The organism is Devosia equisanguinis (assembly GCF_900631955.1).
Classification (GTDB): Bacteria; Pseudomonadota; Alphaproteobacteria; order Rhizobiales; family Devosiaceae; genus Devosia; species Devosia equisanguinis.
In genome coordinates this window covers 26876-50194 of the sequence record NZ_UZWD01000034.1, presented here as the reverse complement: position 1 = coordinate 50194, position 23319 = coordinate 26876, and the positions used below count along the sequence as shown (strand labels likewise).

Annotated in this window: 23 protein-coding genes; 13 read left to right on the top strand and 10 right to left on the bottom strand. The window is 61.8% G+C overall.

The annotated features are described in order from the left end of the window. Window positions 1-356 precede the first annotated feature (356 nt). The 5 genes from DEVEQU_RS13600 to DEVEQU_RS13580 form a co-directional block, all read right to left on the bottom strand. On the bottom strand, window positions 357-1376 hold the full coding sequence (locus tag DEVEQU_RS13600) for a TerC family protein (RefSeq protein ID WP_126151137.1): 1020 nt from the start codon (window positions 1374-1376) through the stop codon (window positions 357-359). A 383-nt stretch (window positions 1377-1759) separates the two neighbouring features. Continuing rightward, window positions 1760-2104 (bottom strand): hypothetical protein, encoded by a 345-nt coding sequence (locus DEVEQU_RS13595; protein ID WP_126151136.1) that lies wholly within the window; start codon window positions 2102-2104, stop codon window positions 1760-1762. Between the two features lie 31 nt (window positions 2105-2135). Next, window positions 2136-2693: a MaoC family dehydratase gene (locus DEVEQU_RS13590; RefSeq protein ID WP_126151135.1), complete on the bottom strand. Its 558-nt coding sequence runs from the start codon at window positions 2691-2693 to the stop codon at window positions 2136-2138. Further along, window positions 2690-3163, bottom strand: coding sequence for a MaoC family dehydratase (locus DEVEQU_RS13585; protein ID WP_126151134.1), 474 nt, complete (start codon window positions 3161-3163; stop codon window positions 2690-2692). The genes DEVEQU_RS13590 and DEVEQU_RS13585 overlap by 4 nt, the downstream gene beginning before the upstream one ends. 58 nt (window positions 3164-3221) lie before the next feature. Next, window positions 3222-4088, bottom strand: a complete 867-nt coding sequence (locus DEVEQU_RS13580; protein WP_164550398.1) for an AraC family transcriptional regulator — start codon at window positions 4086-4088, stop codon at window positions 3222-3224. A gap of 101 nt (window positions 4089-4189) precedes the next feature. Between DEVEQU_RS13580 and melA (DEVEQU_RS13575) the strand changes: the two genes are divergently transcribed. From melA (DEVEQU_RS13575) to ychF, 7 genes are all read left to right on the top strand, one after another. Then, on the top strand, window positions 4190-5644 hold the full coding sequence (melA, locus tag DEVEQU_RS13575) for an alpha-glucosidase/alpha-galactosidase (protein ID WP_126151132.1): 1455 nt from the start codon (window positions 4190-4192) through the stop codon (window positions 5642-5644). A gap of 62 nt (window positions 5645-5706) precedes the next feature. Further along, window positions 5707-5988 (top strand): type II toxin-antitoxin system RelE/ParE family toxin, encoded by a 282-nt coding sequence (locus DEVEQU_RS13570; protein ID WP_126151131.1) that lies wholly within the window; start codon window positions 5707-5709, stop codon window positions 5986-5988. A 7-nt stretch (window positions 5989-5995) separates the two neighbouring features. Further along, window positions 5996-6289, top strand: a complete 294-nt coding sequence (locus tag DEVEQU_RS13565; RefSeq protein ID WP_126151130.1) for a HigA family addiction module antitoxin — start codon at window positions 5996-5998, stop codon at window positions 6287-6289. A gap of 70 nt (window positions 6290-6359) precedes the next feature. Next, window positions 6360-6632 carry a CopG family ribbon-helix-helix protein gene (locus tag DEVEQU_RS13560; RefSeq protein ID WP_126151129.1) on the top strand — a complete coding sequence of 91 codons (273 nt, stop codon included), beginning with the start codon at window positions 6360-6362 and terminating at the stop codon, window positions 6630-6632. After that, window positions 6620-6910: a type II toxin-antitoxin system RelE/ParE family toxin gene (locus DEVEQU_RS20320; protein WP_126151128.1), complete on the top strand. Its 291-nt coding sequence runs from the start codon at window positions 6620-6622 to the stop codon at window positions 6908-6910. Before DEVEQU_RS13560 ends, DEVEQU_RS20320 begins: the two co-directional genes overlap by 13 nt. Before the next feature lie 120 nt (window positions 6911-7030). Then, complete coding sequence (locus tag DEVEQU_RS13550) at window positions 7031-8572, top strand: tryptophan halogenase family protein (RefSeq protein WP_126151127.1); 1542 nt, start codon at window positions 7031-7033, stop codon at window positions 8570-8572. Window positions 8573-8633: 61 nt separating this feature from the next. Next, on the top strand, window positions 8634-9731 hold the full coding sequence (gene ychF, locus DEVEQU_RS13545; RefSeq protein WP_126151126.1) for a redox-regulated ATPase YchF: 1098 nt from the start codon (window positions 8634-8636) through the stop codon (window positions 9729-9731). Between the two features lie 314 nt (window positions 9732-10045). Here ychF and DEVEQU_RS13540 read toward each other — a convergent pair whose 3' ends face one another. The 3 genes from DEVEQU_RS13540 to DEVEQU_RS13530 are packed head-to-tail and all read right to left on the bottom strand — an operon-like array spanning window position 10046 to window position 11538. Further along, window positions 10046-10333: a type II toxin-antitoxin system RelE/ParE family toxin gene (locus tag DEVEQU_RS13540; RefSeq protein WP_126151212.1), complete on the bottom strand. Its 288-nt coding sequence runs from the start codon at window positions 10331-10333 to the stop codon at window positions 10046-10048. Continuing rightward, window positions 10333-10569 carry a ribbon-helix-helix domain-containing protein gene (locus DEVEQU_RS13535; RefSeq protein WP_126151125.1) on the bottom strand — a complete coding sequence of 79 codons (237 nt, stop codon included), beginning with the start codon at window positions 10567-10569 and terminating at the stop codon, window positions 10333-10335. The genes DEVEQU_RS13540 and DEVEQU_RS13535 overlap by 1 nt, the downstream gene beginning before the upstream one ends. 48 nt (window positions 10570-10617) lie before the next feature. Beyond that, window positions 10618-11538, bottom strand: a complete 921-nt coding sequence (locus DEVEQU_RS13530; RefSeq protein WP_126151124.1) for a helix-turn-helix domain-containing protein — start codon at window positions 11536-11538, stop codon at window positions 10618-10620. A gap of 213 nt (window positions 11539-11751) precedes the next feature. Between DEVEQU_RS13530 and DEVEQU_RS13525 the strand changes: the two genes are divergently transcribed. The 5 genes from DEVEQU_RS13525 (at window position 11752) to melA (DEVEQU_RS13505) (ending at window position 19279) form a co-directional block, all read left to right on the top strand. Beyond that, entirely contained in the window at window positions 11752-13776 is a 2025-nt protein-coding gene (locus tag DEVEQU_RS13525; RefSeq protein WP_126151211.1) for an ABC transporter substrate-binding protein, read from the top strand. 246 nt (window positions 13777-14022) lie between these two features. Further along, window positions 14023-15033, top strand: coding sequence for an ABC transporter permease (locus DEVEQU_RS13520; protein ID WP_126151123.1), 1011 nt, complete (start codon window positions 14023-14025; stop codon window positions 15031-15033). Next, the gene (locus tag DEVEQU_RS13515; protein WP_126151122.1) at window positions 15030-16217 is read left to right on the top strand and encodes an ABC transporter permease; all 1188 of its coding nucleotides are present in this window, start codon (window positions 15030-15032) and stop codon (window positions 16215-16217) included. The genes DEVEQU_RS13520 and DEVEQU_RS13515 overlap by 4 nt, the downstream gene beginning before the upstream one ends. A 10-nt stretch (window positions 16218-16227) precedes the next feature. Further along, entirely contained in the window at window positions 16228-17892 is a 1665-nt protein-coding gene (locus DEVEQU_RS13510; protein ID WP_126151121.1) for an ABC transporter ATP-binding protein, read from the top strand. Window positions 17893-17911: 19 nt separating this feature from the next. Beyond that, window positions 17912-19279, top strand: a complete 1368-nt coding sequence (gene melA, locus DEVEQU_RS13505; RefSeq protein WP_126151120.1) for an alpha-glucosidase/alpha-galactosidase — start codon at window positions 17912-17914, stop codon at window positions 19277-19279. A gap of 272 nt (window positions 19280-19551) precedes the next feature. Here the strand turns inward: melA (DEVEQU_RS13505) and DEVEQU_RS13500 are convergent, their stop codons facing one another. Further along, window positions 19552-20088, bottom strand: coding sequence for an AAA family ATPase (locus DEVEQU_RS13500; RefSeq protein ID WP_164550410.1), 537 nt, complete (start codon window positions 20086-20088; stop codon window positions 19552-19554). A gap of 4 nt (window positions 20089-20092) precedes the next feature. Between DEVEQU_RS13500 and DEVEQU_RS13495 the strand changes: the two genes are divergently transcribed. Then, window positions 20093-20881 carry a CPBP family intramembrane glutamic endopeptidase gene (locus DEVEQU_RS13495; protein WP_164550396.1) on the top strand — a complete coding sequence of 263 codons (789 nt, stop codon included), beginning with the start codon at window positions 20093-20095 and terminating at the stop codon, window positions 20879-20881. 392 nt (window positions 20882-21273) lie between these two features. Here the strand turns inward: DEVEQU_RS13495 and DEVEQU_RS13490 are convergent, their stop codons facing one another. After that, complete coding sequence (locus DEVEQU_RS13490; protein ID WP_126151117.1) at window positions 21274-22833, bottom strand: sensor domain-containing phosphodiesterase; 1560 nt, start codon at window positions 22831-22833, stop codon at window positions 21274-21276. Window positions 22834-23319 lie beyond the last annotated feature (486 nt).

Sequence of the window (23319 nt, the reverse complement as noted above, 5' to 3'; positions counted from 1 at the left end):
GGGAAAAGACGTCGGGCTGGTGGAAAGACGGAGCGCGATACCGAGGTGTTCTAAGGTCAATTCGATGCTCTCGATCCCCCTCGACAATGCGAGAGACGAAAGAGCTTCGGCTTCAACAGATTTTGAAATGCCTCAGGCGAACCGGTGCACGGTGATCCACAAATGCTCTCGCATCCAATCAGCCACCACGACAGCGTCGCGCACAAGGCGCGGGGCGAGCGTGGCATAGACGTCTGGAGCGGGCTTTCAGATCATTTTCGTGCAGAACCTCCGTGTGGTCCGCAAAGACTAGACAAGCCAAGGGGCCGGCGTCAACCGCCGGCCCCCTATTGTGATCAGCCTTGTCGTCGAGCCGATCAGGGCTCGAGCTGGCCGGTCTTGGGCTCGTCCTCGGCGCTGATATTGGGCTCGTTGCGGGTCTTCCACAGCGAGTAGAGCACGCCGGCGGCCAGGATGCCGATGGTCACGCCCAGCGACAGCATGGTGTCGATCTTGATGTCGAGCGGCACTAGGAAAATCTTGATGCCGATGAGCACCAAGATCACCGCCAGAGATACCTGCAGGTAGCGGAAGCGGTTCATGGCCGCTGCGAGGGCGAAATAGAGCGCGCGCAGGCCCAGGATAGCGAAGATGTTCGAGGTATAGACGATGAAAGTGTCCTGGGTGACCGCGAACACCGCCGGCACGGAGTCGACGGCAAAGATCAGGTCGACGATCTCGACCATGATCAGCGCCACGCCGAGCGGGGTCAGCCACAGCACCAGTTTGCCGGTCTTCTTGTCGGGCTCGCGCACCATGAAATTGCGGCCGCGCAGCGCATCGGTGATGCGGAACCGCTTGCGCAGGAACTTGAAGATGCCGTTCTTTTCGAGATCCGGCTCCTCGTCCTGGTGGCTGAACATCTTGATGCCGGTGAACACCAGGAAGGCGCCGAAGATGAAGAGGATCCAGTCGAACTGATGCACCAGGGCTGCACCGACGCCGATGAGCACAGCGCGGAACAGGATCACGCCCAGAATGCCCCAGAACAGCACGCGGTGCTGGTAAAGCCTTGGAATACCGAGGAAACCGAAAATGGTGGCGATGACGAACATGTTGTCCATCGCCAATGATTGCTCGATCAGATAGCCGGTATAAAACTCGAGACCGGCCTGCGCGCCACGCTGGAACCAGACCCAGACGCCGAACAACAGGGCAATGGTGACGTAGAAGCCATAGAGCAGCAGGCTCTCCTTGGCTTCGATCTCGTGCTCATCGCGATGCAGCACGCCGAGGTCGAAAACAAGCAGGCCGATAACGATCGCGATGAACGCGACCCAGAAATAGACGGGGGTACCGAGAAAATCGCCCGATAGGGCGGCAAGTAGCGATTCCATCGCCGGACCTTCTCCATGTAATAGGTGGAGTAACTCCGACATCGCCATGGAGAATCCATGACCAGAGGGGCCCGGCGTTACGAGATGAAAATGCGCGAAATCGCCGAAAGTTTCAAGCCCCCTCGCTGTGCGAAGCGGTTTCCGCCTACTGCCAATGCGCCGATCTGGCCAGGACGTTCGGGCCAAAATACTGGCGCACAACAAGATTTGACGTCAGCATGGGTCATCAGCAGATCGCTCATCCTGTCCCAAGGCTGTTTTTTGGCAATATCTGGCTCAGTACGCGATGCGGCTCCTCCCCCTCCTTCAGGGGGAGGCTGGGTGGGGGTGTGCAGAGCGCTCAATGGGCCGCCAAGGCCGCATCAATCAGAACCTGAAGCGATTTAGCGCGGCGTGCAGAGCATGACGATGGCCTGCGCGGTTTCCAGCTGCAGGGCGACGCCATAGGTGGGGTCGCTGACGGTGCGGCCGGCCTGGATACCGGCATTGGCGCGCAGATTGCCATCATTGAGGCCGACGCCATCCTGGTAGGGGGTCAGCGTGCCGGTGCCGGAATTGGGATCGCCGACGGTGCGTGAGGCCCAGCCATAGACATTGCCATAGATGGTCAGGATGCCGGCGCGATTGGTGGTCGCGTCGCGACAGCTCCAATTGCCTTGGTAGGTCTGGGCCAGAGCAGGCGCAGCGGAGAGGGCGGTGATGGCAAGGCAAAGGGCGAATCGGCGCATGGATGCAGAGTGCCGATGCGGCCCCGGGCTTTCAAGAGCCTCGCTGCAATATGCGCGCCATTCCAGGCACCTTGGCCAGCAGCAACATCAGCCGCAGTCCCAGCGGCATGCGATAGTCGCGCAGCTTGGAGAAGCCGACAATCTCGGCCTGGTAGACCAGTTCGTCGCGCTGGTTCACTGCCGTCAGGCGATTGATCAGCAGTCCCCAGCCCGGCAGCGAATTGGATGGCCGCTTGCTCGTCACCACCAGCTGGTAGCTGACCGTGTCTCCCGGCCGAACCGGCGCCTTGAATTCCATCGAATTGACGCCGGGGGAGGGCCCCGAGACGCCCGGCGAGCGCCCCTCGGCCCGCAGCCGCTCGGCTTCGGCGTCGAGTGCGTCCACCATCTTGCGATGCCCGATGCTCACCGTGTGCCAGCCGCTGGCGATCAACCCGCCGAAATGGCTCTCCTTGGCCAGCTCGGGGTCGATGTGGAAATACTGCGGATCATATTGGGTGGCGAAGCGGATGATTTCGTCCTGGGTGAATGTATGGTCGCCCAGCGCAAACTCTTCATCGATGACGATATCCTCGAACCAGCGGGTCATGCGGCGATCTCCCGGCATTCGACCAGATTGGCGAGGCGCATGGTCATCACCGGCTCGTTCTTCTGGTTGCGGATGTCGAAGTCGAGCGTGACAATGCCCCATTGTGGCTGACTGCCCGACCGCCGGAGATCAACGATGGTGACCGTGCCGCCAATGGTGTCGCCCACCATGACCGGTTTTTTCCATTTGAGGTCGGTAAATCCCAGCCCGCCGCAGGACGCGATCCTGGACAGAAAGCTGTCGACCAGCATACGCAGGCTGAGCCCGCCCGTCTGCCAGCCGCTCGAGGCCAAACCGCCCAACAGGCTCGCCTTAGCCGCCGCCTCGTCGAGGTGAAAGGGCAGGGGGTCGAATTCGCGCGCGAAGGTGACGATCATGTCCTTGGTAACCGTGGTGCGGCCAAGGGTGATCACTTCGCCAATGGCGAGGTCTTCGAAATGGCGGCGATCTTTGGTTACAGCATTGGTCATTGTCTTGCCCTATACGTCAACCGTGGTTTTGCCATGCTGGCCCGCGCAGGGCAAGTCGCTAGCCTGCTTCCTGGCGGGTGGCGCGAAACTGCAGCGGCGACAGCCCGCGCGCGCGTCGAAAGGCTTTAGCCAGATAATTGCCATCGGCAAAGCCCGTGGCGCGCGCAATCTCGGTCACCGTCATTTCCGTTGCCAGCAGCAGGCGCTCGATGCGGTCCAGCCGCCGGGCCTGCACATAGTCCGATGGCGATATCCCGGTGGCCGCCGAGAAGCGCCGCACGAAATGCGCGCGCGACATTTCGGCCAGCGATGCAAGGCGCTCGACCTGCAGCGGCGCTGACAGATTGGCGTCGATATAGGCGGTGACTCTTGCAATTGCCGCCGACAGTTCCCGCTCGGGCAGGGGCCGCGCCGCAAAGGCGGCGTCGTGCAGCGCCGACATGGCGGCATAAGCGGCGGACGAAGCGGCGCCCGGCGTCGGGTCTGACAAAGTGAGAATATCGAGACAGGCGCCGGCCAGGCGGTCGATCAGCGCGGGCGAGGGTTTGAGCACCGGCCCGGCGCCGTCGAGTATTTCCCGCGCCAGGCGCAGGGCTTCGCGGCCATTGAGCAGCAGCCAGAAATACTCCCAATGCCCGCCCCGATCGAGCCAATAGCGGTGGGCGTGCGGCATGGTCACCAGCATGGTGTCGCCCGGCGTCAGGCGGAATTGGGTGCCGGCATAATCAAGCCGTCCTTCGCCCACCGTGGTGTGCTGGATCACGAGGAAAGGCGCGGTGCCGCGGGCCAGCCCGTCCCAGGAATAGACCTCGTTCATGCGCTGCTCATAGCCGGCGCTGACGGCCATGCAATGCAGCGGCGCGACGCTGCGCGGCAGCTCCACGCGGCGCAGGTCATGACCGTGATCGAGAAGATGTTTGAGCACAAAATTACCCGGGTTCGCACAAGCTTTCTCTACACCGTCCGCCGCGTTGACGCTAGCAATAGCGACAGAAGTCAGGGTGCGCGGCACCATGGGAGGTTTGCATGTCGTTCAAGGTCACAGTCATCGGCGCGGGATCGGTGGGGTTCACCAAGACCCTGATTTCCGACCTCTTGAAAGTTCCTGAATTCGCCGGGTGTGAATTCGCGCTCACCGATATCAACCCGCACAATCTGGACATGGTGAAGCAGATCATCGAGACCATCGTCTCGGTCAACAAGCTGCCGGCCAAAGTCACCGCCACCACTGATCGCCGCGCCGCCCTCACCGGCGCCCGCTATATCATGAGCTGCGTCCGCGTCGGCGGCCTCGAGGCTTTCGCGACCGACATTTCAATCCCGCTCAAATATGGCGTCGACCAGTGCGTGGGCGACACCATCTGCGCCGGCGGCATTCTCTATGGCCAGCGCAACATTCCGGTCATTCTCGACTTCTGCAAGGATATTCGCGAGGTCGCCGAGCCTGGCGCGCTGTTCCTCAACTATGCCAATCCCATGGCGATGAACACCTGGGCTGCCGATCTCTATGGCGGCGTCAATGTCGTCGGTCTCTGCCACGGCGTGCAGCACGGCGCGCATCAGATTGCCGAGGTGCTTGGTGTCACCGATGACGAGCTCGACTATGTCTGCTCGGGCATCAATCACCAGACCTGGTATATCGATATCCGCGCCAAGGGCCGGAAGATCGAAAAGGACGAGCTGATCGCCGGCTTCGAGGCGCATCCGGTCTATTCCAAGACCGAGAAGGTGCGCATCGACGTGCTCAAGCGCTTCGGCGTCTATTCCACCGAGAGCAATGGCCACCTTTCCGAATACCTGCCCTGGTATCGTAAGCGTCCGGACGAGATCAATCGCTGGATCGATATGAGCCACTGGATCCATGGCGAAACCGGCGGCTATCTCCGCTACTCCACCGAGCGCCGCAACTGGTTCGAGACCGATTTCCCGGTGTTCAAGCAGGAAGCCGCTAAGCCGCTGAGCGAATACAAGCGCACCAGCGAGCATGCCAGCTACATCATCGAGGCCATCGAAACCGGCCGCCCCTATCGCGGCCACTTCAATCGCCGCAACAACGGTATCATCACCAATCTGCCTGACGACGCCATCATCGAGAGCCCCGGCTATGTCGACCGCTTCGGCATCAACATGATCGAGGGCATCACCCTGCCGACCGCCTGCGCCGCCACCTGCTCGGTGTCGGTTTCGGTGCAGCGTCTGTCGGTTGAGGCCGCCATGACGGGCGATATCGAGACGCTCAAGCTGGCCGTGCTGCACGATCCGCTGGTCGGCGCCATCTGCACGCCCGACGAAGTCTGGGCCATGGTCGATGAAATGGTGGTGGCGCAGGCCGAGTGGCTGCCGCAATTCGCCGACGCCGTGCCTGCGGCCAGGGAGCGCGTTGCCAAGTCCACGGTCAAGACCCGCGACTGGGACGGCGCCGCCCGCAAGCGCGTCCGCTCGGTCGAAGAACTCCGCGAACTGGGCAGCGCCCATAGCTGACCTCGCATTGCTAGCTTTTAGTACCGCCTTGCGATTGCTTTCGCGAGGCGGTATTGTTTTTCATGATCCAGACGTTCGGCAATGACGCTGCTCGGTCCTGTTGGGAACGTCGCTTTCGCAAGGGCGTGCCCAATGATGTCATGAGAGTTGCATATCGCAAGCTCATGCAGATCAATGCCGCCGTGTCGCTGGATGATTTGCGTGTGCCGCCGGGAAACAGGTTGGAGGCCCTGGCGGGTAACCGCCGCGGTCAGCATAGCGTCCGTGTCAATGATCAGTGGCGCGTGTGTTTTTTGTGGCGAGATGGCAATGCCGTCGATGTCGAACTGGTCGACTATCATTGAGGTTCGAATGGCTGACTTTAATCCAATTCATCCCGGAGAAGTACTGCTGGAGGATTTCATGAGGCCCATGGGGTTGACCCGCTACGCCCTGGCGAAAGCCTTGGGGGTTACTCAGGTGCGCATTGGTGAAATCGTACACGGCAAACGCGCAATTTCGCCCGACACGGCTTTGCGGCTGGCGCGCTATTTCGGGACGAGTGCCGAATTCTGGGTCAATATGCAGGCTGCTTATGAGTTGGAGCTTGCCCGCAGCACGCTCGGCGCCACGATTGCCGATCAGGTCTCGCCGCGCGCGGCATAGTGCCTGTAGTTTGATTGGACGCGGTGGCCAGGAAACACTAGGGTATCAAAAGGTAATACCGGAGGTCGCCATGGCCGTTTCTGTCAAACTTGACGACGATATGCGCGAGCGCATCCAGGCGCTGGCCGAGAGCAAGCAGCGTTCGGCGCACTGGATCATGCGCGAAGCCATCCGGGGTTATGTGGAGCGCGAGGAGGCGCGTGCCAGCTTCATTGCTGATGCTGATGCAGCAATGGAACATTATCGCGAAACCGGTCTTCACGTCACCCATGCAGAGGTTGCTCATTGGCTCAAAAGCTGGGGAAGCGATGACGAGCTAGAGCCGCCGCAGTGCCACACCTAGCCTACACTGATCAGGCACTTCGGGATCTGCAGCGGTTGCGTGCGTTTCTGCTAGTCAAAAATCTCAGGGCGGCGGCGCGCGCCGGCGAAACTATATTGTCTTATCTGGACGCTCTCGAGACAGCGCCGGAAATTGGGCGGCCTTTGGACGCCAAGCGCCGCGAGCTCGTCATTCCGTTTTCGAATGGGGGCTACGTCGCTCTATACGAGTATCTCCCGTTGGAGAATCTGATCGTGGTCCAGTCCATTCGTCACCAGAACGAAATCAGCGGCGGGTAGGGCGTCGTCCGGCCTTCACGGTCTTTCCTCCGGTTTCCTAAGAAACCTCGTTTCCGCACGCCCAGCCTGCTTGTCCCCCATCCCGCCGCCCCATAGCTTCACTGCGGGGAGGACCGCGGCATGGATAAACCAGCCCATTTTGTCATCGTCGGCGGCGGCACGGCCGGGTGGATCGCGGCCTTCATCATTCAGGACGAGGCGCGGCGGCGCGGGCTGAATTTCCGGATTTCCGTGGTCGAAAGTTCGCGCATTCCCACGGTCGGCGTTGGCGAGGCGACCACCGCGGCCTTTCGCGTGCTGCTGAAACATTTCGGCATCGACGAGTTCGAGTTCTTCCGCAAGACCGATGCCAGCTTTAAGCTGGGCATTCGCCACGAAGACTGGCGCCGCAAGGGGTTTACCTATTACGGCCCCATCGATGATCCGCACCAGGTGGTGCTGGCGCCGCCGGGCGCACCCAGTGACTACCTCAACGTCTATGCTGTGGCGGCGGGCCGGGCGGTGCAGGACATGCACCTGTTCCAGCCGTTGCTCGAACAGAAGAAAGCGCCCTATGCCCAGAAACACGATGGCTCGCTGATCCCGCTGGGGCCGTTTCATTACGCCTTCCATTTCGATCAGGCATTGGTGGGCAAATTCTTCGCATCCAAATCCAACGGCGTCGACAAGGTCGATGCGCAGGTGGCAGGCGTCGAGCGGGATGGAGAAACCGGCGATATCACCGCATTGGTGCTGGACGACAATGCACGCCTCGAGGGCGATTTCTTCATCGACGCCACCGGCTTTCGCAAGCAGATCATCGTCAAGGCGCTCGAGGCGCCCTGGGTCAGCTATGCCCATGAATTGCCGGTCAACCGGGCGCTGCCGTTCTGGGTGGATGTGAAGCGCGGCGAGGAATTGGCCAATTATACCCGCGCCTGGGCGCAGAGCTCGGGCTGGATGTGGCAGATCCCGACGCGCACCCGCTATGGCTGCGGCTATGTCTATTCCGACGAATTCTCGACGCCCGAGCAGGCCAAGGACGAAGTCGAGCGCGTGCTGGGCCACGAGATCGAGGTGCGCGGCGATATCCGCTTCCAGATCGGCCGGCTGGAAAAGGCCTGGATCGGCAATTGCGTTGCCGTCGGGCTCTCCTCGAGCTTCCTCGAACCGCTCGAATCCACCTCTATTCACGGCACTATCGTACAGATGATGCTGTTCGCGCAGCGTTACATGGACCATCCCAACCGTATCAGTCCTGCTGCCCGCGACGATTACAATGCCCGCGTCGGCCGACAGGTCGACGACTTCCGCACCTTCGTCAACACGCACTATGTCACCGAGCGCGACGACACGCCGTTCTGGCGCGAGGTGCGCGCCAACCGCATCCATCCCGAGACCAGGGAGCGACTGGCGCGTTGGTCGCGGGAAATGCCGCGCAATGACCACTTCCCCAACTATCTCGGCGGCTTGCCGCATATCGAGACCCAACTGCATTATCCCGTGCTCAATGGGTTGGGCCTGCTCGACCAAAACCTGGCGCGGCGGGAAATGGAGGCCGATCCGAAACTGCGCCGTTTTGCCCAGCAGACCTTCGATGGCCTCGTCCGCGAATACCGCGCCGCCGCCAATCAGGCCCTCGGCCATGCCGAGTTTTTGCGGATCGTGCAGGAGATGGGGTGATTAGGTTGACATCGCCGCCGATCCGACCCAATTGGAGCCCAACCAGTTTCCGGAGATACCCATGGGCTTCAAGATGGGCATTGTCGGCCTGCCGAATGTCGGCAAGTCGACGCTTTTCAATGCATTGACCCGCACCGCCGCCGCGGCGGCCGCCAATTTCCCCTTCTGCACCATCGAGCCCAATGTGGGCGAGGTGCCGGTGCCCGACAAGCGCCTGGAAAAGCTCGCCCAGATCGGCAAGTCGATCAATGTGCAGCCGGCCCGCATGAGCTTTGTCGACATTGCGGGCCTGGTAAAGGGCGCCTCCAAGGGTGAGGGCCTGGGCAATCAGTTCCTCGCCAATATCCGCGAATGCGACGCCATCGCCTATGTGCTGCGCTGCTTTGAAGACAGCAACATTATCCACGTTGCCAATCGCGTCGATCCGCTGGCCGATGCCGAAGTGGTCGAGACCGAGTTGATGCTGGCCGATCTCGAAAGCCTCGAAAAGCGCCGTGCCGGCGTCGAAAAGAAGGCCAAGGGCAATGACAAGGACGCCAAGACCACGCTCGATCTCATCGATCGGGCGCTGGTGCTGCTGCGCGACGGTAAGTCGGCGCGCTTCGTCGAGCGCTCCAACGAGGAGGAAAAGGCCTTCCAGGAGCTGCAGCTCCTCACCTCCAAGCCAGTGCTCTATGTCTGCAATGTCGATGAAGGCTCGGCCGAAGCCGGCAATGCCATGAGCGCCAAGGTCGCCGACTATGCCAAGGCCAACGATGCCGGTGTCGTGGTGATCTCTGCCGAAATCGAGAGCCAGTTGGCCCAGCTCCCCGATGCCGAACAGGCCGAATATCTCGAAAGCCTCGGCCTGCACGAGCCGGGCCTTAATCGCCTGATCCGCGAAGCTTACGATCTTCTGGGCCTGCAGACCTATTTCACTGTCGGTCCCAAGGAAAGCCGTGCCTGGACCATCCACAAGGGCGACAAGGCCCCGCAGGCGGCCGGCGTCATCCATACCGATTTCGAGCGCGGCTTCATCCGCGCCCAGACCATCGCCTATGACGATTTCGTCGCGCTTGGCGGCGAAGTCGCGGCCAAGGAAGCCGGCAAGGCCCGCGATGAAGGCAAGGAATATGTCGTCAAGGACGGCGATGTGATGCTGTTCAAGTTTAATACTTAAGCGCGTGCCGCTCCGCGGCAAAATCCCTCCAGTGGAGGGATTTTAGCGCTTAAGGCTACGAGACTTCGGCGTGTGTCCGCTTGGACAAGCATCGCCAGTGGCGATGCGCAAACGCCGAAGGCCGCGAGAACTACGCTCGAGTGGCAGCTCGAATGGCACGAAGGCTGAGCAAATACGGACCTAACCGGCCTTCGGCCGGAAAAACGCTCCGGTGGAGCGTTTTTAGACCTCAAGGCCATGAGAGCTATGCTCGAATGGCACGAAGGCTGAGCAAATACGGACCGGACCGCCTGCAAGCAGCAAGCAGCAGCCTTTCACCCGAAATCTTCTGGCCAGTCCCTGGCGGTGTGCATCACCGCCAGGACTTCGACATCGTCCCGGATGCGATAGGCGACAATATAGGGCAAGTCGGCAAAGACCAGTTCGCGCGTGTCTTTCACCCTGCCCATGCGGCTTGCCGAAGGATTGTCGGCGCGAATGCGCTCCGTGCGCTCGTATAGAGCGTTGACCAGCCTGAAGGCCGCAGTTGGGCTTTCCGCCGCGACATAGTCACCGATCTCTTCAAGGTCGCGCAGGGCCGGAATTGTCCAGCGCACGCGCATCATGCTGGACGAAATTTGCCCAGCACGGCGTTGATATCCTTGTCGTGGGCGAACTCTCCCGCATCGGCAGCAGCAATCCCGGCCGCCACCCGCTCGACAAAGCGCTCCTGCCACTCCAGCGAATGACCGTTCTGCAGTGCATCGGCGATGATTTCTGATGGGCTCAGCCGCGTCCGCTCCGCGATCGCAGCGACGCGGGCCTCAAGTTCTGGCGTGATATGGACCGTAACGCTCATGAAGAGAATATGGTCTGTTTCAGCAGCTTTGGAAAGCCATCCGCCCGACTACCCAATCGTGTCCTTGCGCATCTGGCTCGGCGTCATCCCATAGGCATTGCGGAAATGCTCGTAAAACTGGGTCTGGCTGACAAAGCCGGATTGAAACGCGACATTGGCGATGGAGAGGCTGCCATCGAATAGCAGCGAGCGGGCGCGGATCAGGCGCATGCGGGTGACGAATTTCTGCACCGAGATGTGCATCACTTTGGTGAAAAGGTTGGTAGCGTAGTTGGGGTGCAGGCCCACCACCTTGGCGATTTCCTCGGCCGATAGCGTATCGGTGATGTTCTCGACAATATGGCGCACCATGCGCACCACATAGCGCACCGGGGTCGAGGTGCGGGTGCGCGTGCCCGAGCGTTCCACCCAGGCCGGCAACAGCGTGTCCCAGCCGGTAATGGCGGCGCGGCGGAACATGGTGCCGATCTCGGCGCGCACCAGGTCGGTGCGCAGAGAATTGCCGCTGCGATAGTCGGCATGCCAGCGTTCGAGCGTGTCGAGGCCGATACATTCGGGCGATAGCTGGATGACGCCGCCGCCCATCAGCGTTTCCGTGAGCCGGCCCAGTTGCGGCATTTCGAGAAAGGCGTCCATGGGCAGGTAGATATTGAGCTGCTTGCCATCGCCCACCGCGCGCAGGTCGGTGGTCTGGTGCGGAATGCCGGCCCAGAAGGCGATGAGCCGGTCCGGCCCCACGGTCACCGGGCCGCCATCGAAGACGTAGTCCATCTCGCCCTGGGTCAGCCAGTTGAATTCGATATGTCCATGGGTGTGCGGCTGGGCCATGATCTGGGGCGCAAAGGCGCGAATGCCGAAGCGGCCGAAGGCCTTGCCGGTGGCATAAAAGCGCCGGTCCGGCCTTGGGGTGGGGCGGGGCGGTTTCTCGCGCGCCGAGGCGGGCGCCCTGCCGATTTCCTCTTCAATCATACTTTTGCGCTCGATCTTAGAAACCCGGAACTAGTCTCTATCATTCCGGATTGTTTCCCGCGTGGCAAGGCGTAGGCTTTGCTCATGCACGGGGAATGGCCGAGGGAGTGAGCGGCCACGACAGCAATGTCGCCAGCCCGGCAAAAATGGGAGGTTCTATTGAGAAAGCCTATCTATGCCCTTGGCGGGGCAGGACTTTTGCTGTCCGTTTCCATGCTGGCCCTGCCGGCGCAGGAGCTGACCGGCGAGCTACCCGATCCGCCGGAGTTTGCCGCGCAGAGCGAGCCGGTCTTTGTCAGCATTTCTGACATCCAGGAATACAAGGCGCTGCCGGAATATCACGAGCCCGATTGGGTGACCTCGAAATATGTCGATGCCGGCACGCTGCCGCCCGTCGCCGAGCGCCTGCCCAAGGAGCCGCTGGTCTACAAGGCCGGCAATATGCCCGACGGCATTGGTGTTTATGGCGACACCATGCGCCACGTCATCGGCGGCCGGCCGGAAGGCTGGAACTATATTGGCGGCCAGAGCCAGGGCTGGGGCGGCATCGATATCGGGCTTTCCGAATGTCTGACGCGCACCGGTCCTTTGTTCATGGTCAAGGCCGACGAGCTTGAGCCGATGCCGAACCTGGCCAAGAGCTGGGAATGGTCCGAGGACGGCAAGGAACTGACCATGCACCTGATCGAGGGTGCGAAATGGTCCGACGGCGATCCGTTCGACAGCGAAGACGTGATGTTCTACTGGAACGACAACGTCAACGATCCCAATGTCACCCCGCTCAACGGCGCGACGCCCGAATCCTTCGGCGTGGGCACGACGCTTGAGGCCATTGACGCCTACACCATCAAGTGGACGTTCCAGGAAGCCTTCCCCACCCAATATCTCTACACTATGGCCTATGGCACCTTCTGCCCGGGCCCCAGCCACATGCTGAAGCCGCAGCATCCGAAATATTCGAGCAATACCTACGAGCAGTACAAGAACGCTTTCCCGCCCGAATATATGAACATGCCGGTGATGGGCGCCTGGGTGCCGGTGGAATACCGGCCGGACGACATCATCGTCATGCGCCGCAACCCCTATTACTGGAAGGTCGACGAGAACGGTAACCAGCTGCCCTATCTCAACGAGATGCATTATCGCCTCTCGACCTGGGCCGATCGTGACGTCCAGGCCGTTGCCGGTTCGGGCGACTTCTCCAATCTCGAACAGGCTGAAAGCTATGTGGAATCCCTGCGCCGCTCGGCCGAGGAAACCGCTCCGGCCCGCCTGCAGTTCGGTGCCCGCACCATCGGCTATGCGCTGCGCATGAACTTCTCGGCCAATGGCTGGGGTGAGCCCGATGCCCGTGCCCAGGCCGTGCGCGAGCTCAACCGCAATCTCGACTTCCGCAAGGCCGTCTCCATCGCGCTGGATCGCCAGCGGCTGGGCGACTCGCTGGTGCGTGGTCCGTTCACCGCCATCTATCCGGGCGGCCTCTATGCCGGCACCACCTATTACGACAAGGACTCGACCGTCTATTATCCCTACAATCTGGAAGCGGCCAACAAGCTGCTCGACGATCTCGGGCTGATCGACACCGATGGCAATGGCATCCGCAACTTCCCCGCCGGCACCGCCAATGGCGCCGATGTGGAGATCACCGTCCTCGCCAATTCCGATTATGGCACCGACAGCAATCTGGCCGAGGGCGTCATCGCCCAGATGGAGCCGCTGGGGCTGCGCGTCATCGGCAATCTGCAGCAGGGCACGGCGCGTGACGACATGGCGCAGGCCGGCACCTTCGACTGGTCGGTGGAACGCCAGACCGCTGAAATGGTCGCGGTGGTGCAGAACACGGCGGCACTCGCGCCGACCGGTCCGCGCATCTTCCCGTTCCATCGTGCGGGTTCCGACGGCACGCTCGATCTGCTGCCGTTCGAGCAGGAGCTGGTTGACGTGGTCAACAAGTTCATTGCCACGAGCGACAATACCGAACGTGCCGAGTTGATGAAGCGGTACCAGCACATCTTCACCGAAAATGTCTATTCGGTGGGCCTCACCCAATATCCGGGTGCGCTGATCATCAACAAGCGCTTTGCCAATATCCCGGCCGGTGCGCCGATCTTCATGTTCAACTGGGCTGAAGACAACATCATCCGCGAACGCGTCTTCGTGCCGGAAGACAAGCAGGGCAATTACGAACTGCATCCGGAAACGCTTCCGGGCGCGCCCGGCGGCGCCGGCGCCGTCTGATCGCAATCCATGAGGGGCGGTTCGCGCCGCCCCTCTTCCCTCCTGACCTCCATCGGGGGCGGGCCAGGCTGACCCAACTCGATACGCATCGAGAGTGCAGAGGCCGCTGAACTCACTCGATAGTCGCCCCGGCGGAGGCCGGGGCCCATCCTGACATTTGGATATGGATCCCGGCTCAAGTCCGGGATGACAACCGGTGGGGCACTGACAAGGGGTAAGGGACTTACCTCGATATAAGGGGCGCAAATGCTTCGATTTCTGACCTTCCGCATTCTTGGCGCCATACCGCTGCTGTTCCTGCTCAGCATCGTGACCTTCGCCATCATCCAGGCGCCTCCGGGCGACTATGCGGACTATATCCGGTCCATGCTGATCAATCAGGGCGGCGTGCGGCCCGACCTCGCCGAGATCCAGGCCGAAGCCTATCGGCAGGCCAATGGTCTCAACGATCCGCTGATCATCCAGTATTTCCGCTGGATCACCGGCATCGTCACCCGTTTCGATTTCGGCCATTCGCTCTATTACAACAAGCCGGTCGGCAATGTGATCGCCGAGCGCCTGCCGCCGACCATTCTCCTGGCGCTGGTCTGCCATATCCTGGCCTCGCTGCTCGGCATCGGCCTCGGCATCATCGCCGCCACCCGCCAATATAGCTGGGTCGATACGCTGCTTGGCATCATCTCCTTCCTGGGCATGACCATCCCGCGTTTCCTCTTCGCCATCATCATCATGTATGTGCTGGTATTCCGCATCGGCGTGAACGAGATCGGCAGCTTCAATTCGGCCTATTGGGGCGGTCAGCCGTGGGGCTGGGGGCGGTTCGTCGATCTGGTCGCCCATGTGTGGCCGGTTGTCTTCATCGCCACCTTCGGTGGGCTCGCCTATAATATGCGCGTCATGCGAGCCAATCTGCTCGATGTGCTCAATAGCCAATATGTCGAGACGGCGCGCGCCAAGGGCCTGCCCGAAGGCGCCGTCATCATGCGCCATGCCGTGCCCAATGCGCTCCATCCCCTGGTGGCCTATCAGGGCGTTGTCCTGCCCTACATGCTCACCGGCGAAATCGAAGTGGCCATCGTCTTCGGCCTTGCCACTGTCGGTCCGGCCATTGTCGGCTCCATGGCGGTGGGCGACGTTTTCGTCACCGCCAGCTTCATGCTGGTCCTCGCCACCACGCTCATCATCGGCAACATCATCGCCGACCTGCTGCTGGTCGCCCTCGATCCGCGTATTCGTCTCGGAGGAGGCACGGAATGAGCCGCACCGACACCCATTCGTCCATTCCCCTGCCCACCGATGTCGCCGGTGGCCCCCAGCCGACGCCGGCCGAAGAGTCCGATGTGGCGCCTGTCGTCGGCCGTCACGGCTCGGGCAACGAGACCTATGCCACGCTGGTCTGGCGCCGCTTCCGCCGCTCGCCCATGGGCATGATCGGCCTGGTGCTGGTCGCAGCGCTGCTCATCATGTCGATCTTCGCCGATTTCTTCGCGCCGATGGACCCCAAGCAGACCAATCTGCCTTTCGCCCCGCCCGACATGATCGCCTTCGAGGACGCAGCCGGCAATTTCAGCCTGCTCCCCCATATCTATCCCATCGGCGATACCGGCGAGTTCGACCCCATCACCTTCCAGCCCCTGACCGGGCCGGTAAAGGACGATCCCACCCCGGTCGGCTTCTTCGTCGAGGGCTATAGCTACAACATCCTCTGGGTGATCCCCTCGAACATCCATTTCTTCGGCTCGACCGATGGCCGGCCGCTGCAGCTTCTGGGCACCGACAAGTTCGGGCGCGACATTCTCTCGCGCGGGATCATCGGCTCGCGCATATCGCTGATGATCGCCCTGGCCGTGGTCACCATCACCACCATTGTCGGCACGCTGGTCGGCATTACCTCCGGCTATATTGGCGGGCGGCTCGATGCCTGGGTGCAGCGCTTCGTCGAATTCGTCCTCGCCTTCCCGCAATTGCCGCTCTATCTGGCGCTGACCTCGCTGATCCCGGTCACCGCCCCCTCCAATGTGTTCCTCACCTTCGTCATCTTCGTCATGGCGGTTCTGGGTTGGGCGCAACTGAGCCGCGAAGTGCGCTCCAAGACCCTGTCGCTGGCGCGGATCGAATATGTGCGCGCGGCCATTGCCGTCGGCGCGTCCGACCGGCGCATCATCCTGCGCCACATCCTGCCCAATGTGCTCAGCCACATCATCGTCTCGATCACCCTCGCCATTCCGGCCGTGGTGCTGCTCGAGAGCTTCCTCGGCTTCCTCGGCTTTGCGGTGAAACCGCCGCTGATTTCCTGGGGCCTGATGCTGCAGGATACCGGCACCTTCTCGGTGATCGGTTCCTATCCGTGGATCCTCACCCCCGTGATTTTCGTCCTGATCACCGTCTTCGCCTTCAACGCCCTGGGCGATGGATTGCGGGACGCGGTTGACCCCTATTGAGGAGCGCGCGATGAGCACCACCAATCTGGCGCCCGCCGAACGGCACGATCTGGGTACCCATGGGCGCGAGCTGATCCTCGATGCCCGCAATATCGGGGTCGATTTCAAGGTCGAGGGCGGCGTGGTCAATGCCGTGCGCGACGTGTCCTTCCAATTGCACAAGGGCGAGACCATTGCCCTGGTCGGGGAAAGCGGCTCGGGCAAGTCGGTGACCGCCCGCACCATCATGAAGCTCCTCACCAAGCGCGCCACCATCCTGCCGGAGACACGCATCACCCTGGCGGGCCGGGATGTCGTCACCATGAGCGATCGCGACATGCGCAAGATGCGCGGCAATGACATTGCGATGATCTTCCAGGAGCCGATGAGCTCGCTCAATCCGGTCTATACGATCGGCCAGCAGATCTGCGAAATCATCCACCTGCATAACCGCGTGTCGCGGCAGGAGGCGATGAGCCGGGCCGAGAAGCTGCTCGAGGAAGTGCAGATCCCCGAGCCGCGCGCCCGTCTCAACAATTATCCGCACCAGCTTTCGGGCGGCCAGCGCCAGCGCGTCATGATCGCCATGGCCCTGGCCAATCGCCCCGACGTGCTGATCGCCGACGAGCCGACCACGGCGCTCGACGTCACCGTGCAGGCGCAGATCCTCAACCTGATCAAGGACCTCAAGGACAAGTACGGCATGGCGGTGATCCTGATCACCCATGACCTGACCATCGTCCGGCAGTTCTCCGAATATGTCTATGTGATGCAGAACGGCAAGGTGCAGGAACATAACGAGACAGCGGCCCTGTTCGCCAATCCGCAGCATGCCTATACGCGTCATCTGCTCGCCTCCGAGCCGCGCGGCACGGCGCTGCCACTGGCCGAGGGCGTCCATGACACCGTGCTCGAGGGCAAGGAGGTGAAGGTTGCCTTCACGCTCAAACGCGGCAGCTTCCTCAAACCCGATTTCTTCGAGCTCAAGGCCGTCGATAATCTCGACATAAAGCTCATGCGCAATGAAACGCTGGGGATCGTTGGCGAGAGCGGCTCGGGCAAGACCACGTTCGGGCAGGCGCTGATCCGGCTGATCAACAATCAGGGTGGCCAGATCTGGTTTGATGGCGAACGCATCGATGGCAAGGACCGCAAGGCCATGCGCCCGCTGCGCAGCCGCATGCAGATCGTCTTCCAGGACCCCTTCGCGTCGCTCAATCCGCGCATGTCGATCCGTCAGATCATCGAAGAGGGGCTGATCGTCAACGGCATCGGTGCCAATGGGCGTGAACGCGGCGAGCGCGTGCAGCAGGCGCTGAAGGATGCGGGCATGCCCGACAATATCCTGGCGCGCTTTCCGCACGAATTCTCCGGCGGGCAGCGGCAGCGCATCGCCATCGCCAGGGCGATCGCGCTCGAGCCGGAATTCATCCTGCTCGACGAGCCGACCTCGGCGCTCGACCTGTCCGTCCAGGCCCAGATCATCGACCTCTTGCGCAAGCTGCAGGACGAGAAGGGTCTCTCCTACCTCTTCATTTCGCACGATCTCAAAGTCGTGCGGGCCCTCTGTCACCGGGTGATGGTGATGCAACACGGCAAGATCGTGGAGCAGGGGCCAGTGAACGAAGTCCTGATTAACCCCCAAACCGATTACACGCGTCGCCTTGTGCGCGCCGCGTTCGAAATTGCCGCCTAACTCCCGGAGCATTCCCCAAATGGCAAATCCCAAAATCACTTTCATCGGCGCCGGCTCGTCGGTGTTCATGAAGAACATTGTCGGCGACATCCTGCAGCGCCCGGCGCTTGCCGGCGCCGAAATCCGGCTCATGGACATCAATCCGACCCGGCTCGAGGAAAGCGCCGTTATTGCCGGCAAGCTGGTCAACACGCTGGGCGTACCCGCCACGGTCAAGACCTATGACAATCAGCGCCAGGCGCTGGACGGCACCAATTTCGTCGTCGTCTGCTTCCAGATCGGCGGCTACGAGCCTTCGACCGTCGTCGATTTCGACGTGCCCAAGAAATACAATCTGCGCCAGACCATTGCCGATACGCTGGGTGTCGGCGGCATCATGCGCGGCCTCAGGACCGTGCCGCATCTGTGGAGCATCTGCGAAGATATGCTCGAGGTCGCGCCCAACGCCATCATGCTGCAATATGTCAACCCGATGGCCATCAACACCTGGGCCATTTCGGAAAAGTACCCGACCATCAAGCAGGTCGGCCTCTGCCATTCGGTGCAGGGCACGGCGCATGAACTGGCGCATGATCTCGGCATTCCCTACGAGGAAATCCGCTATCGCTCGGCCGGCATCAACCACATGGCCTTCTACCTCAATTTCGAGCATCGCCAGCCCGATGGCAGCTACAAGAACCTCTATCCGGACCTGCATCGCGCTTATGCCGAAGGCCGCGCGCCCAAGCCGGGCTGGAACCCGCGCTGCCCCAACAAGGTGCGCTACGAGATGATGACGCGGCTGGGCTATTTCGTCACTGAAAGCTCCGAGCACTTCGCCGAATACACGCCCTATTTCATCAAGGAGGGCCGCGAAGACATCATCGAGAAATTCGGCATTCCGCTGGACGAGTATCCCAAGCGCTGCGTCGAGCAGATCGCCAGCTGGAAGCGCACCAGCGAGGAATATCGCAATGCCAACCGCATCGAGGTGAAGGCCTCAAAGGAATATGCCAGCTCCATCGTCAATTCGGTGTGGACCGGCGAACCCTCGGTGATCTACGGCAATTTGCGCAATAATGGCGTCATCACCTCGCTGCCCAATGCGGCCGCCGTCGAAGTGCCGTGCCTCGTCGACGACAATGGCCTGCAACCCACCTATATCGGCGAGCTGCCGCCCCAGCTCACCGCGCTGATCCGCACCAATATCAATGTGCAGGAACTCACCGTCCGCGCGCTGATCGAGGAAAATCGCGAGCACATCTACCACGCTGCGATGATGGACCCGCACACCGCTGCCGAGCTCGATCTCGACCAGATCTGGAACCTCGTCGATGACCTCATCGCCGCCCACGGCACCTGGCTCCCCGAATGGGCCCGCGGCCCCCGCAAAGCGCAGGTGGCGTAGGCCATAATCCGGCCCCTCGGCCCTCGTCCTCCCTCCCCACAAGGGGAGGGAGGTGTTCACTTTGAGCGCATTGGGAGGCGCTTCGGCTTCGGCTCCTGCTCTCCCTCCCCCTTCTACAGGGGGAGGTTAGGTGGGGGTGCTGCAGGTTCAGCAACTCCCATCAATGAACGAAGTCCTGGATGGATCAGCGCCTGCCCCCTCATTCCCAGGCCCACAAGGGGGAGGGAGGCGAAAGAGCAGTTAAGGCGGTTCTCAACACGCCCCCGCCGCCTCTATTCCGCAACCCCGAACCGGCCCGACTGCAGCGCATCCACGACCGACTTCAACGCTCCATCTCGATCCTGCCCGGAAACCGAGAGGACATGCGCCTCGTAAGGCCCCAGCGCCATGAATTCGGCATGCAGGTCTGCGACCACATTCGGGTCGCTCAAACTATCGCCGCCCCGCAGAACGCACCGATCGATCGCCTCGGCGGCAGTCGTGCGCAACACGATATAGTGCAGCGGCAGGCCCAATGCCTGAAAGGCCGGCAGCCAGCTCGGCCGCACCACGCCATCGAGCACCACGAAATAGCCGTGGCGGGCATAATGGCCAGCGACGTCAGCTGCGATCTGCATGATCATGCGGTTCTGCTCATGCGCCTCTTCGAGCCAGGGGTCGATATGGCCATGCTTGATATAGCCCCAGAAGTCATCGGAATGCAGATGCACCTTGGGCCCGCCGGGCAGGTGCGCCAGCGCCTCGGCCGTCGTGGTCTTTCCGGAGCCAGGATGGCCGGACAGCAGCAGAATGTGGCCTCGAAAATCGATCATCATGGTCCTCCCGCTGCGGCACTTACCAACGCCGACCCAATTTGTCACGGCGGCGATCCGTTGCGCGACCTCCGCCCGATGCCACGGCCGCGACACCAAGAATATGCGCTGGGCTATTGCCACCCGATGCGATCTATCGGACACTCGTCCGGTGATACAGAGATCGGCTATCATCCTGCTCGGATTGGTGATTTGCTATTTCCCGAGCTACGTCAACCCGCTGCTTCGCTGGTGGGGTCTTGACGTCGGGCCCGAGGGGCCGGCATCCATCATCCTGTGGAATTGGCTGGCTGTTCTCGCCGTCGTCGCGTTCATTATCCTTGTCGAAAGACGGACGCTGGCGTCGATCCTGATCAGGCGTCCGGATGGCAAGGACATCGAGACCGCCCTTTTCTATTGGGGCATCGCGATGGCCTGGTCGTGGCTCGCCATGACCCTTTTGCCGCCAGCAGACGATCCTGGCACGGCGAGCCTCGTGGCCCTGCCGGTCCCGGTTCTTGTTGCCATGATCGTCACGGCGGCCATCACCGAAGAAGTCCTCTATCGCGGCTATCCGATCGAGCGGATCAACGACTTGACGTCATCGCGCTGGATCGGGCCAGCGATCAGTTTTGCCATCTTTGTGGCCCCGCACCTGGCCTTTTTCGGCCCCACCTGGTTTCTCTATCATGGTGGCGGCACCGTCATGATCTATGCGCTCTATCTGCGGCGGCGCAATCTGCCAGCTTGCATGCTGCTGCACCTCCTGGTCAACCTGCCGATCCTCATTCCGGCATCGGGTCTGATCTAGCCTTAGTGCTCCTGTCCAGCGCGCGTCAGCCGGCCCCGTCCCCGTTGATTGCCCCAGGTATATCCTGGGTTTCGGAAGCCCCGAACCAGTGCAGAATGCCTCCGTGGCGCCGCGCCTTGGCCAGGCGCAGGCATGGATCTCTTGCCATGATCCGTCTCGTGGCAAGGCCCCGAAGGACGGCGAATAAGGGGGGTGACAGCCCAGAAATGACGACCAGTCCCGCTCAACCCGCTCCAGGTCGTCCGGGTGTAAGTAGTCGCGCCAGTGCTGCAGGTCTTCGCTTTTGAGACCAATCCGGTGCTTGCCGCGCTGATTGGTAGCGCTCAACTCGCCGTCCAGGGTAACTTTCCAAAGGCAAAGGGGCTGTCTTCCAGCAGCGCCTCGCCCTCGCGCTAGCCCTCGACCGGCTGGGCGCCCGGTCGTTTGTAGCAGTCGATGTCCTGGGTGATGCCATACCACCGCAGGACGTGCCCCTCGTTGTCGCGCCGCGGCTGCGCAAACACCCAGAACCAGCGATAGCTGCCGTCAGTCTGTCGCAGCCGCAATTCTTCATCGATATCCAATTGGTGGGTGATGGCACGGTTCCATGTCGCCTCCACCTGCTCGAAATCGTCGGGATGGACCTGGTCGAGCCAGCCGCCGCCCTGCAAGGCATCGAGCGGGGCATGCTGCAGCATGGTGTGTTGCGGCGAGAGATAGAGCAGCTGTCCCGTCGCGTCCGCGGTCCAGGGCATGTGGGGCATCAGCTCGACGGTGTGGCGATAGTGTTCTGCGCTTTCCCTGAGCAGCGCTTCGGTCTGTTTGCGTTGCGTAATGTCGATGCCGACGATCGAATAGCCCATGATTTCGTCGAGCTCATTGGTCACGCCCTGCACCCAAACCAGGTCGGTGCCCCCGGCCGGCATCGCGCATTCGAAGGTCACGACATCCCTTGCCGCGGTGGGTGAGGCTTGCATCTGCGACAGCACCGGCACAATGCCCGGCAGCAGGTCGGCGATGGGACGCCCGCGCAGTTCATGGGTGCCGAGGCCCAGCCGTCCGGCCAGCGCCTCGCCGACCCGAACCAGCTGCATGTCCGGGTTGATGAAGGCAATCGACAGGCCCGACGAACCATAGAGCGCATCGAGCTGCGCCGCGCGCCGTTCGGGCGACAGCGCTTCGAGGGTCGATAGCGCGCCTTGCTGGAAGATTGCGAGGGCCTTTGCCGGTACATCGGCTGCGGGCAGGCCGGCACCGAACAGATAGCCCTGTGCCAGGTCGCAGCCAAGCCGGGCCAGAAGGCGCTCCTGCGCCTCCGTCTCCACGCCCTCGGCCACCACCGGCATGCCGAGATTCTGCCCCAGCCCGATCACCGCGGCGACGATTTTGCGCGTATGGGGATCATCCAGCATGGTCCGCACGAAGCTGAGGTCGATCTTGATCTTGGTAAAGGGCATGGTCTGCAGCCAGCTCAGGCTGGAATGGCCGGTGCCGAAATCGTCCAACGCGACGTGAAACCCCATATCGGTCAGCTGTTCGAGCACCGCGTGCGCCTCGGCATCGTCGCTGAAAATGGCGGTCTCGGTGATTTCGACGTGAATGCGGCCGAAGGGAAAGCCCGCCCGTTCCGCCTCGATGCGGAAGATTTCGGCGACGCTGGCATTGCGCAACTGCGTTGGGGAGACGTTGAAACCCAGAAAGAACGTGCCGGGCCAGTCGCGGGCCGCCTCAAAGCTCTGCCGCAGCTGTGCCGCAAGCATGGCATCGAGCAGGCCCGCCTCGTCCGCCATGGGAATGAATTCGGCCGGAGAAACAAGGCCCATCACCGGGTCCTGCCAGCGTGCCAGAACCTCAAAGCCCACCAGCAACCGGCTGATGGGCGTGACAATGGGCTGAAAGACCGCAAAAACGCCGCCATCCAGCAAAGCGGCCTGGAACGACATCAGAAGAGCTGAGTTGTCGCGGGCACGCATGTCGGTCTCCGTTTGGCCTGCAGAGTCCGATCTACTCCGCTCCGGCCTGCTCGTAATTTAAATATGTTGTGTGGGCGCGATGTCCGATCGGCCTCGTGCAGGCTTGGCCTCTGCAGGCGGCGGTTATTGCAACTTCAGTATGGTGCCGCTCCCATTTCCAGTCGTTTCCAGAATTATCGCAAATTTGAATTTTGAAGGCGGGGCGGCCCGCATCTCGGCACTATGCTGCCTGCATCCTGATGTGTGGCGAGCAAACTTATCCCCGCCCGAAAACCCTGCGGCATAATCCGCTCATTCCCGTTACACACGCGGCCCCGACGCAGGGCCGGGCGGGAAGGATCGGACGGGGAGGGCGCTCCCCTGCCGGGGTAGAAATTTGGCAGCCGGACCTGCAATATTGGTTCCGCCTGAGACCAGACCCCTTAAGCAAGCCGATACCGTGACGAACGGCCAGTGGCTCATGCTTTGAACGTTCGACTTTCTGGG